Here is a 13,826-nt window from a genome sequence, read left to right as displayed (position 1 = left end):
GATCGCCGCATGCTAATCAACCTATTGAGAAAAGACACGCTCAGACAAAAAGGCGTCACTTTCGCCTTGCTTGTCTTTATTTCGTTATCCGCTTGTCTCGTTGCGAGCGGCTCGACCATGATTGCGGAATTATCCCGTTCGTTGAACGCGTTGTTCGCGAAGGCCGACGCCCCGCATTTTGTCCAGATGCATGCCGGAACCATCGATGAGGCCGATTTCGACGATTTCGCCTCCGGCAACCCCCTTGTAAAAAAGAAACAGATCGCGGAGATGCTCCTCGTCGACGGATCGAATATAACGATCGGCAGCGGCGCCGCGACGGAAAAAACGAGCGTTATGGACCATTACTTTGTCAAACAGAATCGTTCCTTCGATCTTTTGCTCAATCTGGACAACGAACCCGTCCGGGTTTCGCCGGGAAGCATTGCGGTTCCGGTCTACTACATGCAGCGGAAAAACTTGAATGTCGGCGATAAAGTCGCCCTCGCGGGCGCTTCGTTTCGCATGGATCTCACCGTTTCCGACTTCGTCCGGGACGTTCAGATGAACCCTTCGATCGTTCATTCCAAACGCTTTGTCGTCCATGAAGCCGACTTGGATACGCTCGCAAAGAATCTGGGCGAAACGGAATACTTGATTGAGTTCCAGCTTACGGATCCAGGCAAATTAAGCGAATTCAGGCAGGCGTACGAATCGTCCGGGTTACCCGGAAAGGGGCCGAATGTCGATGATCGATTGTTCAAAATGCTGCATGCGATTACCGACGGTATGGTCGCTGCCGTAATCATATTGGTCAGCTTGCTGCTGAATATCATCGCGCTTCTCTGTATCCGGTTTACGATTCTCGCGGTCGTTGAAGAAGATTATCGGGAAATCGGGGTCATGAAAGCGATCGGAATCGGGCAACGCGACATCAAGAAGATGTATCTGCTGAAATATGTCGCGCTCGCCGCTTTCGGTTGTGCGATCGGCTATGCGGCATCCTTGTTTCTAAAGCCGTTATTTACATCCAATATGATGCTGTACCTCGGCACCGCTCCGGGCAGCTTTCTCCCGCAACTCATTCCATTCGTTGCCGCGGCCGTGATCTTCTTCATTGTCGTATCGTTCTGCAGATTTATCTTGAGGAAGTTCGATCGCATCTCGGCCGTCGAAGCGTTGCGGTCGGGAAACGTCGGCGAGAGCCGGATTCATGCCGCATTCCTGCCTTTGCATCGAACGAAACGGGTGCATGTCCCTCTTTTTCTCGGGATAAGGGATGTTCTTCAGCGCTTCAAAATGTACCGACTATTGCTCCTTATTTTTTGCATATGTTCCTTTATGGCGATCGTTCCGCTCCATTTCCTGAATACGGTTCAATCCCCCGATTTTATCAAGTATATGGGAATCGAACGAAGCGATCTGCGAATCGATATGCAGCAAGCGGACATTGGAGCGTTTCACAGCATTGTCGACTATATAAAGAACGATCCGGATATCGAGCGTTTCTCGCCGAAAGTCACCAGCCGGTTCGAGGTCGTCCGCGAGGACGGCATCCGGGAAAATATGACGGTGGAGACCGGAGATTTCTCGATGTTCCCGCTGGAATATGTGCAAGGGGGCCCTCCCCTCCGCGACGAAGAAATCGCGCTCTCCTACCTGAACGGCAAGGAATTGGGGAAACAGGTGGGCGATCGCCTCCGGCTCGTTGTTCATGGGCAAGAGAAGGAAGCGGTCGTGAGCGGGATTTATCAGGATGTGACGCACGGCGGACGAACGGCCAAAGCGATATGGCCTTTCCGGCCCGAAACGGCGCTTCGATGTGAAATCAGCTTGGATGTGAAACCGCATATCAATGTCGGCGCCAAAACGGACGAATACGCCAAAGCCTTCTACCCGGCCAGAGTAACGGATTTGAAAGGATATTTAACGCAAACTTTCGGCGGTACGATACGACAGCTCAAACTGTTTACGATGATCGCTTTTGCGGTCGCCCTGTTCGTCGCCATTCTCATTACCTCCTTGTTTCTAAGGATGATACTGGCCAAGGACGAGACCCAAATCGCGATTATGCGAAGCATCGGCTTTTCGTTCAACCATATTCGGAAACAGTATTTGGCCAGGACGATGCTGCCGCTCGGGATCGGGATCATTCTCGGAACCGTCGTCGCCAATACGCTCGGGGAACGAATGGCTAGCGCACTCATGTCGTTCATGGGCGCCGCCCGAATCGAGTTTGCTATCGATCCGGTTCAAGCTTATCTTGTTTGCCCGCTCATTTTCACGCTGGTTGTGGCCATTGCCGCGTTACTGAGCCTATTATCGATCGAAAAAACCAGCATCGCGAGAATCATTGCAAGTTAGGAGAGGGATTGTATGGGGATTGTATTGGAGGCGAGAGCGTTGCATAAAACGTATGCCGTCGGCAAGCAGAACGAACAGCATATCCTGAAAAACGTGAACTTGCAGATGAAGAAAGGAGAGTTTGTCGCGGTCATGGGGCCGTCCGGGTCCGGAAAGTCGACGTTGCTGTACAACGTCGGCGGCATGGATCGAATGACCTCGGGAAGCGTTGCGTTGAACGGGCAAGAAATTGCCGGGCTGTCCGAACGGGAGTTGTCCGAACTTCGTTTGCATTCCATGGGATTTATTTTTCAACATCATTATCTATTAAAAAACTTAACTCTTCTCGACAATATCATTCTGTCCGCGTATATGGCGAAAAAAGGCGGCCGACGCCAAATCAACCAACGAGCGATGGAGCTCATGCGCAAGACCGGCATTGCCGAGCTGGCCGATCGCGATATCACGCAAGCTTCCGGCGGTCAGCTTCAGCGGGCGGCCATCTGTCGGGCGCTGATCAATCAACCTGATATCGTCTTCGGCGACGAGCCTACGGGCGCACTCAATTCCAAAGCCGCCGGCGAAGTCATGGACATATTGGCCGATTTGAACCGAACCGGAACGGCGATTCTATTGGTGACTCATGACGTCAAAGTCGCAGCCAGAACGGAACGGGTTCTTTATATGCTGGACGGAAGCCTTGTCGGCGAACTGCCGCTGGGGAAATGCGGCGCAGGAAACCGCGATTTGAAGGCGCGGGAAGAGAAGCTGTCGCGCTGGTTGATGAAGATGGACGAGTAGAGTCGTATACCACACGTATGTGAATCATAACGCTGGTGCAAAAAATGGGAACCGCAAGCGAGAGGCTAATCTCGTTTGCGGTCCTGTTTCGTTCCATCAAACCGGCTGCATCGCCTGCATAAACTTTCCCATCCGCTCCAGCGCCTTCTCCAAATCGACGAGCGAGGTCGCATAGGAGCAGCGAATAAATCCCTCTCCGCCCGATCCGAATACATGTCCCGGCACGACCGCCACCTTCGCTTCCTTAAGCAGCCCAAGAGCGAACTGCTCGGATGACATGCCGGTAGAAGCAATGGAGGGAAAGGCATAGAAAGCCCCTTCAGGCTCATGGCAAGCCAGCCCGATTGCATTCAAGCCGGCCACAAACAGCTTGCGGCGTTCATTGTAGCTCGCCATCATCTCATCTTTGGCAGCCAAGCCATAACGCAACGATTCCAGCGCGGCGATCTGTGCAATAGTAGGGGCGCACATGATCGTGTACTGGTGAATTTTCAGCATGCCGGCGATCAACTCGTGCGGGCCGCAAGCATAGCCTACCCGCCAGCCTGTCATCGCAAACGCTTTGGAAAAACCGCTTATAACGATCGTACGCTCTTTCATGCCCGGCAAGGAGGCGATGCTGACATGCTTCCTCCCATAAGTCAGTTCGGCATAAACTTCATCCGAAATGACAACCAAATTATGTTTGATAATGACGTCGACAATCGGCAGCCAATCCTGCTCTGTCATCACTGTTCCGGTCGGATTACACGGATAATTGACCATCAAAGCCTTCGAATAGGGAGTAATCGCCGCTTCCAGCGCTTGCGGAGTCAGCTTGAACCGGTCCGCTGCCGTTGCCGCCACTTCCACGATTTTACCGCCATGCAGATGGGCAATCGGTTCATAGGCAATATAGCCCGGCGCCGGAATCAGCACCTCATCGCCCGGATCGATCACCGCCCGCAGCGCCAGGTCGACGGCTTCGCTGCTCCCCACCGTCACGATGATTTCCTGCTCAGGATCGTAGGAAAGCGCGAAGCTGCCGGCATAATAAGCCGAAAGCTCCTCCCGCAGCTCCATCAAGCCGGCATTTGAAGTATATTTCGTGCGCCCTTCGCGCAATGCCTGAATGCAAGCTTCGCGCACCTTTTCCGGGGTAACGAAATCCGGCTCTCCGACTCCAAGGGCGATTGTATCTCCGCCTGCCGCATTCAGATCGAAAAACGCGCGAATGCCCGATGGCCGAATATCCTGTACACGCGAGGATAAAAACCGCCCTGAACCCTCTTCGTTACGCATATTGCACCATCCCCCATTCCTGTGTCCGCTCATGGAGCGAGGCGGCGATAATGCGGTCCAGCAGTTGTGCAAAGGTCATACCCGCTGCGGCTGCGCTCTTCGGAAGCAGGCTGCCTGCGGTCATTCCCGGCAAGGTGTTTACTTCCAGCACGTAAGGAACATCCTGATACAAAATCATATCGACCCTTGCGTAGACCTTGCACTGCAACAACCGGAAGCTGACAAGCGCTGTCTCGCGCACGCGCCGCTCTATAACGGGAGGAAGCTGGATTACCTTCTCCTCGGCGCCGTCGATTTCATATTTCGCTTTGTAGTCGAACCACTCCGAATGCGCGGGGCGAATGCCGATCATCGGCAATACCTCGCCATCCACAATCGAGCAGGTCAGCTCCGTACCTTTCATATAGGGCTCAATCAAGATCGCCTGATCCAAACTGCAAGCCTCCCGAACAGCCGGCAGCAGTTCCATCTCATGATGCACAAGCCGGATGCCGATGCTGGATCCCCCCGCATTCGGCTTCACAATAACCGGGTAACCCAGTTGCTCCACCGCCTGCGGATCATAATCGTCCATCCCCTGCCAGCAAAGTCCTGCAGGCGTATGCACGCCCGCTGCTCTCAGCAACATCTTGGATAGCTGCTTATTCATGCATAAGCTGCTTGCAAGAACACCGCTTCCTGTATACGGAATGCCCAGCGTCTCCAGCGCTCCCTGCACCGTACCGTCCTCGCCATATCGTCCATGCAGCGCCAATAGCGCAAGATCGATGCCTGCCTGTTGAACTTGCGCGATGAGTTCCGCTCGCCGATCGATCACAATGGGAATCGCCTCATAACGGCTGCGATCCAAATGATTGATCATCTCTTGGCCTGTCTTCAGCGAAACCTCGCGCTCGGAGGAAATACCGCCCATAATCACGCCAACTTTCATCACGACACCTCTTCTTCTTTAAAAATCGTTACACGCTTACGGATTGTTCTTCCGACTGCTGTTATGCCTTAAGTAAATGACGCGCCTGTTCGCCGATGATTCGAATGCCCCGCTCGATATTTTCATCCGATACTCGTGAAAAACCAAGCCGCAAAGTATTCGTCCCTTCGCCTTCTTGAATAAAAAACTTGTCTCCCGGCGTAAAAATAACGCCCTGTTCTACGCAAGCTTCCAGCAGTTGGCGTGTACTTACGCCTGACGGGAAGGTAAGGAACAAATGCAAGCCCCCGTCGCCGGACAGCTTCGCCTCAGAGAGATACGTTTCGCAGCATGCCTTCGTAAGCTCATATTTGCGTTTATATTCCATGCGGGCTTTTTTTACATATTTATCGAAATTCCCATTGAGCAAATATTGATATAATATCGATTGATCGATTGTTGACGTATGAATGGTGCGAGCACGCTTAATGCTTTCCAGAGAGTCGATCAACGCCCGGTCTCCAAGCACCCAGCCCACTCGCAAGCCAGGAAACAGCACCTTGGAGAGGCTGCCGATATAGATGACTCCGTTCCCTCGCCCTGCTGTCGCGATTAACGGCGCAACATGCGCTCCCGAGTAGCGCAGTTCCTCGTTGAATCCGTCCTCGATCACCGGAATCCGATAGCGCGTCATTAATTTCATAACGGCGCTGCGCTTCGCCGGCGACATGACGATGCCCGTAGGATTGTGATAGGAAGGGGTCAAATAGGCCAGATCGAAGCTGTTTGTCTGTTTCCGCAATACCGCCTCAAGATGCTCTACATCAATACCGTCAGGCTCCATCGGAATGCCGGTAACCGCGAATCCTTGCAGCTTCAAATTTTTGATCGCCGTATGGTGGGTCGGATTTTCACAAATTGCCGCTCCGCGGCGCGCAGAAGGGCGCAGCGCCGACAGCACAATGTCAAAGCCTTCCGTAAACCCGCTTGTAATCAGCATATCCTTGCCGCTTATATCGACGCCCTTATTCTCCATGTAACGCATCAAGTAATCGATCAGCGGCTTGTAGCCTTTGGCGTAGCCGTAGTTAAGCAGCACCTGCCCTTCGATAGCCATCCGATCCATAAAGGCTCGCCTTACAGCCCCCAGATCAAACAGTCGCTCATCCGGAGCGATGCTTGTGAACGAGATCGTTCCTTTTGGGGCGCGAATGCCCTGCTTCATCATATCCAACTCTACGGCCGATACGGCATACTCGTTCATTCTCGCCTTCCAGTCGATCTGCCAGGCGGCGGAGCCGTTAGCTCCTCCGTTATCTGTTGCCAAATGGCCCGCCATCGCGGCCACATAGCTGCCTTTGCCGGGAATCGCATACGCGAATCCGTCATCCTCCAACCCTTCATAGGCGGCAATGACCGTATTGCGGCTCACCTTAAGCAAACCGCTCATTTCTCGTGTAGAGGGCAGCTTCTGATCCGCCTGAAGCGCCCCTTTTATAATTAAACGTTTGACGTATTCTTTCACTTGTATCGCAACCGGACGGTCGCCGCCGAGCTTAAAATCCTGGAACATTCTTCATCGCCCCCATTTATAATGATGGCATAGGAAATGAGAGAAAAAAAGAACCACCGTACTGGATTTTTCATCCTTTGGCGGTTCTTCCGCATAAAAAACCACAAGCGATAGTTAGCCGCCTGTGGTTTCATTCTATTACTTTGATAAACTAATTGCAGACCTGATTGCTCGGGCTAAATCCCCCGCATGGAGTTTTTTTCCGATGCTTATGGCCTCTTCCTCTAAATGAACAAATCCCTTCTTGCCAGAGTTGATAGTTGGGACAATATTGTAGCCTTCATCAATACCCCATTCAATACTAACATATCTCATTTGTTTGACTGCTTTTAAATATCCCTTAATTTTAAAGATTTTTTCTATTGCTGTAGGTTTTTAATGCAACTCGAGATCGATTACTGCCCCACCCCACTTTTTAGATACACCTCTTGGAAGTATAAATAAATCATCATTAGTTGTTACATAAATGCTTACTGATTTAAAATCTATATTCATATGTCCTCCGGTAGTATTTACTGAACAATTTTCACAACAATTGTGAGGTATTTCCCGTCTGCCTGAGTATTCTCCGTTCTCTTTGAGATATTGTAGAATATCATCTACGCCCATCCTTTGATTTGTTGGCGTCGATACTTTTTTTGTTTTTATTTCAACTTATTTGAGATTAAAGATAAATAAAGGGCAACATCCCTTATTTTTTCGTCTGTTTCTGCTTCGATTAACTCTCGTTCTTTTGTATAAGAGTAAAGCGTATCTCCTACCATTAAATGGTCTGATAGATTTAACAAGCCAATCGCCTTTTTACCAAACCTTTTCGCTACTGCCAATGTTGTTGCTGTTTCCATATCCACTCCCAAATGGCCGTTCAAACCCCATTCGCTAATCAATTCTTGTGTTTCAAGCAGTATTGCACTTGTAGAAAGAACACTTCCTACCGCATATGAGTATCCCTTTTTTTCTCAATAATCTATGGTTGCATTTAGTAATTGTTCGTCTGATTTCACTGTCTTACGATTTGGAAGATACCAATGTGATGCTCCATCTTTCATTTCCGCTTCTGAAACAATAAGAATATCGCCATATGTAACATCAAAAGACAAACCTCCAAAATATCCGGTTTGGATAAATTGATTGGTGCCCGCCGAAGCAAATTGATGTGTAATCATAGCTGCAATAGGGCTGCCATATACATTCGCAAAACCAATATTCTTTCCTTCGTATTTCCCGATTACAGTGTTCCATTTTGGCAGCCACAATTCTTCTTTCAGGGTATCTTTCCATAGGTTTAGATTTTCTTCGTGGTTCCACTCGCCATGAATGATACACGATAATGGAATTTGATTTTCTTCTACACCAAAAACATCCAACCAATCTTTCTTTGTAAAATCACCATAAAGTTTCAACTTGCCCACTCCCTTCGCCAATACAACTTATAAAAAATATATTAATTTACTATATTGTAGTAATTATTTAAGAAATAGGTTATATCTTGATGTCAAAACCCTTCACTAATAATGTCGAGTAATGCCGAGTCGTTGGATCGGGTTAGTTTCTTTCCATCGGCAGACTTGTAAGGTAAGCAAAATTCGCCGTACGCGAATCAAATCGCGGCACGGCATAAAAAAGAACCGCAAGCAAGAAATCTGTCTCGTCTGCGGTCCTCCATCTCGTATAATTATTCCTCTATCACCTTTCCATTTAAGGCTTTATATGTTATAAACCTATCTTTCCGAAAGAAAATTCTGCCCGAAACGAGAACTCCCGGATTCAGTTGGCTAAGTTCAAGCACTTGTCCATTCTTCAGATTGGAGATATGAAGTTCCTTCAATTTGGGGAAATGGCGTTTCAGTTCTGTTGTATCGACTTGAACCTTGGAATGAATCAGCGAAAGACTTTCCAATTGCTTGAATGTTCCCATTTCGGTCAGACCAATTTCGTTAGGAATACTATTTACGATTAATGTTTCAAGTCCTTGAAATGTTTGAACAGTACGCAAATCGAGTTTTTTACAATCATCAATCAATAATCTAATTATTTTACTATTGTCTCCTGTGAACCGTTCTAGGCTGCGGCAACCTAACACCCACAACCATTTTAGACTTCTGACATCCGCAGTGTTCCCCAGTTCTATGAATTTGCCTTGTTTAAGTCTAAGCGATTCCAGAGGAACCCGACTCCACTTCGAAAATTCCAGATCGCTGCTGCGAAACAGTTCAAGTTCGTTCAACGTTAAGCATTCGCCAACAGCGTCTAAATCTTCCGGCTGAGCAAATTGAAGAGACATTTGCTTGATGGGGGCCCGTGATATTTGAGCAATCTTCCGACGACGATTTTTCGATTCCGTACTGATCTTAATAGACTCGCCACGTTGAAACCATTCCAGTCCGTCCAGCGAATCGATCCGATATCCGTATACAGCGATGTAACGTAAATTAGGAAACGCTCTAACGACCTGGAGATCTTTTAATTGAGAATTGAAGCTTATGCTAAGTTTTTCTATTTTTCCTCTTCCTTCAAGCTTGCTCATAAAATCCACAAGCTCAGACGAATCGACTTCCATCCCCACACTATTCATGAATGCAATGGAGTCATAATCCGACTCTATTCGTCGCAAATCACGAAAATTAGGTTCTTCTAAGATTAGTTCCAGTCCCATACGATATCTTGATTCCTCCGGATTCGTTGTTTATTGAATACCATTCAATCTATATTTCGAGTTTGGCCGTAGGTAATTCTGGATTAAGCAATCCCGGCACGAAGTTCCCCCAAAAATCGAGCCTTCCCCATAGAGCTTCTGCCTCTTTTTTCCAAAAATTGAATTCATCTTTCTCTATATATACTTTCTGCCCCTCATTTGGACCTGATTGATAAGTTTTCCAATATTTCATACTAGAAAACCAGCCGTTTTTTCCATAACCTATTGTAAATATACCGTCTAGATCCTGCAAAATATAAGGTGCCCACTCATATTGGGATTCCTTTAAGTCTCGGTACAAGATAAACGCATCCAATAAAGCGAAACCGGCAAAACTATTCACTCGAAGACCACCTTTTAAAGACAGTTTGGGGGAATTCACGTCAATTTCGACATTGTGTCTTTTAGTCCAATTTATCCTCTTTGCTTCTATCGCCGCATTCCTTTTATTTAGAAGTTTATCTTTACCACCAAATTTATCAATAATTAATTGTTCGGCTGCACGAAGAGCTTCATTAATTGCACTTCTTAGTGTTCCTTTCCCAGATCCCGCTACATCCAACTCAGCCTTCACTTCGTATGTCGTCACTATAGTAGATTTAGCTGTAATAAATTCGTTCCATTTGTGTTTTCCCATACGTTCGAGGAGTTCCTGTGCAGTGGATCCCACATATCTTTCAAATTTCCCCTTATAAGTTCCTTCAACTACATAAACATGTCCAATCGGCACAGGGGCAAATCCGTCAGGATCAATCCATAAGAGCGGAGTAATCTATTTTTAACGAGGTAAGAACCTCTGTTGTTTACGAAATTAAGCCGACGAATCGGTAGTAAATATCAATACGCTGCACTCGCTTGCCGTTTACCTTCTCGGCATCAAACACAACAACCTTGTCAATCAATTCATTCAATATCGGTTTCGTTAGTTCCTTCATATCAGTGTACGCTCGTACCAGTTCCAAAAATCGGGTCGTGTTCTCCCGTTTGCTTTCTACCTGGTTAAGCTGTTCTTCCAGCAGCTTCAACCGTTCTTTCAATTGTGCTTGCTCTGCTGTAAAATCTCGTGATAGCGCCACATATTGCTCATCCGTAATTCGTCCTAATGCATTGTCTTCATAGAGCTTCCGCTGAATGGTTTGCAGTTCGTCCTCCCGTTTCTTCAGCTTGTCTCGCTCTTTCATTGCGGCTCCCCATTGCTTCCTCTGTTGGCTGTGGCTCATCGCGGCAACCATCTCGACAAAGGCGCTTTCCTGCTCCTTGGCCGTCCTCGCATGACGCTGAATATCCGCCAATATAATCTCGTACACATCCACATAGCTGATATAATGAAAACTGCAATAGGCTTTGCCGCGTGTCCGCGACTGATTGCATGCGAAGCTGCCACGCCCTCCTTTGCCGCCGCTGGTCTTGCTGCTGCCGCCGCGAGCGAAGGATAATCCTTGTCCGCAGGTGGAGCATTTCAAAAGTCCCGCAAAGATTTGATGCTCGCCTGTCTTGGTCGGGCGTTTTTTCACGCGAACCACCTTTTGCGCCAAGGCAAAGGTTTCCTCGTCAACCAGCGGCTCGTGTGTATTTGGAACCTCAATCCATTCGTCCTCTGGGACTGCAACCAATCCTTTTCTCTTGAAGGAAGGCTTGGTCGTCTTGTGACTCACCATATGTCCCAGATGCACCTTGTTCTGGAGTATGACCTTGACTGTCGTTGCTCCCCAATCATACGGATGCCTGGCATTGACTACTTTCAGGTAACGTTGATGCTGCTCGGCCAGGTAAGCGCGCGGGGTCAGAATGCGATCTGCTCGGAGCAATCTGCCGATTTTGTAGGGGCTATGCCCTTCGACCGCCAATCGAAAAATACGCTGTACGACAGGGGCGGTGTTCTCATCCGGAATCAGCTTATGCTTGTTCTGCTCATCCTTGCGGTAGCCGTAGGGAGCAAAGGCTCCGGTGTAATCGCCGTTCAACGCCCGTTGGCGGTAGCCGCTCTTTACCTTCCGGCTTGTATCGCGGACGAACCATTCATTGAACAGATTGCGCAGTTCCATGAAGTCGTCTTCGCCTTTGGCGGTGTCAATGTTTTCGCTGACGGCAATAAAACGCACCTGGTATTCGGGAAAGAACACCTGAATGCACAGGCTTGTTTCAATCTGGTTGCGCCCTAATCGGCTCAAGTCCTTTACCAATACGATATCAATGCCGCCGCTCTCAATATCGCGTTTCATCCGCTGAAAATCGGGGCGATCAAAGTTCGTACCGCTCCAGCCATCGTCAATGTAGACGTCCGTCACTTCAAAGCCGTTGTCTTTCGCATAACGCTGGAGCAAAATTCGCTGATTTTCAATACTCATGCTTTCGCCGCTCTGCTCATCGTCCCGACTCAGACGACAGTAAATAGCGGTTCGGGTCCGCTGCTGTTTTTTCATCCTCCATCCTTTCCCAGCAACATGTCGGCTGATTTCAGTATAATGGATCTTTGAACGATGTTCCTGTTCATTCCATGAAATAGCGTAGCGAGGGAGGCGGTCTACGGTTCCACACAGGGGCTTGTTCATTGTACAGCTTTTTTCTGAACGGGAATGATATCTCTTCATGAAGCGGCATAACCGAAAAAAGCTGGGAATCTTGTGGATTCCCGGTATTGGTCCTCATTCGCTCCGATGCTGCTCGTCTTCCCATTTTCTCAGAACAAGCCGCCTGATTTTGTCGCTGAGCGTGTCTTTGCCGATGTAGCAGCTTTGCACTATGTATATCGTTTTACCGATTTGCACTTCGCGTCGATGCAAACTTTCTGCCGAATGATTGCGATAGCCCGTCACCTGCTTGCCTGCCCCTTTTGGAACAGACAGGGTAGGTGACGGAAATCGCTGTTGATCGTCATTCATACACGCTCCTCCTCGCTACAGCTATTCAATTATCAAGGAACAGATTTCTTGCCTGCTTCTCCTTCCCTCGTTACTACATAGATAACCATAAATAATATATTACAATTGTCTATGTAATTTATATGCTACACTTCACTTGACCTATTGTCAACAAAAATATATAATCACTTTAATTAACATTCGATTGTCTATTCGAGGTGCGACATGAGCTATACCTTTCAGTCTTATATTGCCGATGGGCAGGAACACTTTCTGCACGGACCTTCCGGACATGTTCAGCATACGCAATATCCTTTCTCCCAAACTGTTCTGGAATGGATGGAACTGGACGCAGAACCGATTCGGGATGTAACAGAGCGCTTGCAAACCGATCTTCATCAGCTAATAACCGGGAAAGAGGAGCGACTGGAAAAGCCGATTGCGGAGGGGCTGGCCTTACTCAACAGCTATCATATGTATTTCGCCTGCTTGCGTTTACAATGGCTGGAACGCCTGAAACAAGCGCGGCAGCAGTCGTACAAGGACGTAGACAGACTGTTGCCTGTCGAAGAACTGGTACGGATTCCCGCTATGCTCGAAACGACACAGCAACAGCTTCGGGTGCTTTGGCATGACGTTCTGGACGTGGATGTATCCGAAGCGCCGATTCAAGCCAAGCTTATAAATCTCTATACAGAGAGCCCCAACAGCTCTCGATGCTTTACGTTTCAGCCGCTGCAACTCCGGTATGAATTCGTTAAAGAAGGCATTTTTACAGATATACTTGAGGCACAGAGCGTATTCGACATACCTGACTTTTTCGTGCGCGAATGTATTCGTCGTGAACTGCGTTTTCGAATATGTAAAAATTGCGGTCGCTACTTTGCGCTGAGCCGAAACAAAAATGCCGAATATTGTGAACGACCGTTTGCCACTCCCTCCAAAACCTGCAAGGAGATCGGAGCACTCAACCAATGGGAGCGCAAGAAAGCCGATTCGCCTGCGCTTAAAGCCTACACTCGGGAATACAAAAGACGCTTTGCATGGATTCGGTACGGGAAGACAACGGAAGAAACGTTCTATCAATGGGCAGAGCTGGCCAAGCTAAATCGGGACGCTTGTTTGCGCGGGGAAATCACCCTTGAAGCTTTTTTGGATTGGCTGAAACTGGACATGTAATCGAAGAAAAAGTCGGTGGAAACGTAAGGGGAATCAGGGGAGCGCCCCTGCCAAGCGAATTTGGGAGACCAAATTCAGTGCTTGCTGCAACGTAAGACAGCATTTCCATGTTGTATAAACCTGCCGGGAAAAAGAATGAAGGAAGCGTCGGGGGCGGCAATGCTTTCAAGCGTCATCCGTCCTTTCGGTTAGGTGATCTGAAAG

11 protein-coding genes and 1 pseudogene are annotated in these 13,826 nt (G+C 48.5%); 3 read left to right on the top strand and 9 right to left on the bottom strand.

Features of this window, described 5'->3' with window-relative positions; translation table 11 throughout:
* Nucleotides 1-9 precede the first annotated feature (9 nt).
* Both KQI79_RS17940 and KQI79_RS17935 read left to right on the top strand, forming a co-directional pair.
* The gene (locus KQI79_RS17940) at nucleotides 10-2,343 is read left to right on the top strand and encodes an ABC transporter permease (RefSeq protein WP_216539671.1); all 2,334 of its coding nucleotides are present in this window, start codon (nucleotides 10-12) and stop codon (nucleotides 2,341-2,343) included.
* Nucleotides 2,344-2,355: 12 nt separating this feature from the next.
* Nucleotides 2,356-3,123 (top strand): ABC transporter ATP-binding protein, encoded by a 768-nt coding sequence (locus KQI79_RS17935; protein ID WP_216539670.1) that lies wholly within the window; start codon nucleotides 2,356-2,358, stop codon nucleotides 3,121-3,123.
* A 96-nt stretch (nucleotides 3,124-3,219) separates the two neighbouring features.
* Here KQI79_RS17935 and KQI79_RS17930 read toward each other — a convergent pair whose 3' ends face one another.
* The 9 genes and pseudogenes from KQI79_RS17930 to KQI79_RS17895 form a co-directional block, all read right to left on the bottom strand.
* Nucleotides 3,220-4,404, bottom strand: coding sequence for an aminotransferase class I/II-fold pyridoxal phosphate-dependent enzyme (locus KQI79_RS17930; RefSeq protein ID WP_216539669.1), 1,185 nt, complete (start codon nucleotides 4,402-4,404; stop codon nucleotides 3,220-3,222).
* On the bottom strand, nucleotides 4,397-5,335 hold the full coding sequence (locus tag KQI79_RS17925; protein ID WP_216539668.1) for a D-alanine--D-alanine ligase: 939 nt from the start codon (nucleotides 5,333-5,335) through the stop codon (nucleotides 4,397-4,399). Before KQI79_RS17925 ends, KQI79_RS17930 begins: the two co-directional genes overlap by 8 nt.
* A gap of 61 nt (nucleotides 5,336-5,396) precedes the next feature.
* Nucleotides 5,397-6,887, bottom strand: coding sequence for an aminotransferase-like domain-containing protein (locus tag KQI79_RS17920; RefSeq protein ID WP_216539667.1), 1,491 nt, complete (start codon nucleotides 6,885-6,887; stop codon nucleotides 5,397-5,399).
* A gap of 644 nt (nucleotides 6,888-7,531) precedes the next feature.
* Nucleotides 7,532-7,831, bottom strand: a pseudogene (locus tag KQI79_RS27715) (phosphorylase family protein); the annotation flags it as partial.
* 15 nt (nucleotides 7,832-7,846) lie between these two features.
* The gene (locus KQI79_RS27710; RefSeq protein WP_253298240.1) at nucleotides 7,847-8,290 is read right to left on the bottom strand and encodes a nucleoside phosphorylase-I family protein; all 444 of its coding nucleotides are present in this window, start codon (nucleotides 8,288-8,290) and stop codon (nucleotides 7,847-7,849) included.
* A gap of 272 nt (nucleotides 8,291-8,562) precedes the next feature.
* Entirely contained in the window at nucleotides 8,563-9,543 is a 981-nt protein-coding gene (locus KQI79_RS17910; RefSeq protein ID WP_216539666.1) for a hypothetical protein, read from the bottom strand.
* A gap of 49 nt (nucleotides 9,544-9,592) precedes the next feature.
* Entirely contained in the window at nucleotides 9,593-10,312 is a 720-nt protein-coding gene (locus KQI79_RS17905; RefSeq protein WP_216539665.1) for a hypothetical protein, read from the bottom strand.
* A 73-nt stretch (nucleotides 10,313-10,385) separates the two neighbouring features.
* Entirely contained in the window at nucleotides 10,386-12,005 is a 1,620-nt protein-coding gene (locus tag KQI79_RS17900) for a recombinase family protein (RefSeq protein WP_216539664.1), read from the bottom strand.
* A 222-nt stretch (nucleotides 12,006-12,227) separates the two neighbouring features.
* The gene (locus KQI79_RS17895; RefSeq protein ID WP_216539663.1) at nucleotides 12,228-12,464 is read right to left on the bottom strand and encodes a hypothetical protein; all 237 of its coding nucleotides are present in this window, start codon (nucleotides 12,462-12,464) and stop codon (nucleotides 12,228-12,230) included.
* Nucleotides 12,465-12,668: 204 nt separating this feature from the next.
* On the opposite strand from KQI79_RS17895, the gene KQI79_RS17890 reads away from it, so the two are divergent.
* On the top strand, nucleotides 12,669-13,622 hold the full coding sequence (locus tag KQI79_RS17890; RefSeq protein WP_216539662.1) for a DUF6076 domain-containing protein: 954 nt from the start codon (nucleotides 12,669-12,671) through the stop codon (nucleotides 13,620-13,622).
* Nucleotides 13,623-13,826: the final 204 nt, after the last annotated feature.

Origin of the sequence: Paenibacillus sp. MSJ-34 (assembly GCF_018918005.1) — a bacterium.
Lineage (GTDB): Bacteria > Bacillota > Bacilli > Paenibacillales > Paenibacillaceae > MSJ-34.
The sequence above is the reverse complement of the archived record's forward strand: the minus strand, read 5'-3'. Positions and strand labels throughout refer to the sequence as shown.